We start from the raw sequence: 454 nt of genomic DNA, 5'->3' as shown, positions 1-454 counted from the left end.
ATTCAGTATCATTAATATTAAAATAAGTTACGAAAGTGGGTGTTTTTTCTAGAAAACGTATTAGTTTAGAATTTAATTTCTCTTCATATAAAAAAACATTATCGTTAACTAATTTTTTTTCGTTCAATAAATAACCCATTTTAAACTTCACCACCTTAAACTAATAAAAATATATATTTATGATATTGTTTCTTGATAGGAAAACATAAAAAAATAAAGGGATGACGTTTATCCTCCCTTTATTTTTCAAATTTATCAACCGTATTTTTGATGATATTGTAAAGTTGATCTGATAATCCAAACCTTTCTTTATTTATTTTCAAGCTTTCGTAAATGTTACCATCATCATGTCTTTTTGCAGCAGCCATCCAATCACAAACCATTTCGACCAAATCAAACAGATCCATTCCATCTACACCGTTTTCATAAAATTCTGGGTGATGACTATTGTTTT

Annotated in this window: 1 protein-coding gene; it reads right to left on the bottom strand. The window is 26.9% G+C overall.

Features of this window, described 5'->3' with window-relative positions; translation table 11 throughout:
• Window positions 1-239 precede the first annotated feature (239 nt).
• Window positions 240-454, bottom strand: a 215-nt coding sequence (locus ETC00_RS19830; RefSeq protein ID WP_216369609.1) for a DUF5662 family protein, incomplete at its 5' end; no start/stop codon positions are given.

The sequence above is a fragment of the Brevibacillus sp. MCWH genome, assembly GCF_013096935.1.
Taxonomy (GTDB): Bacteria; Bacillota; Bacilli; order Brevibacillales; family Brevibacillaceae; genus Brevibacillus; species Brevibacillus aydinogluensis.
The sequence above is the reverse complement of the archived record's forward strand: the minus strand, read 5'-3'. Positions and strand labels throughout refer to the sequence as shown.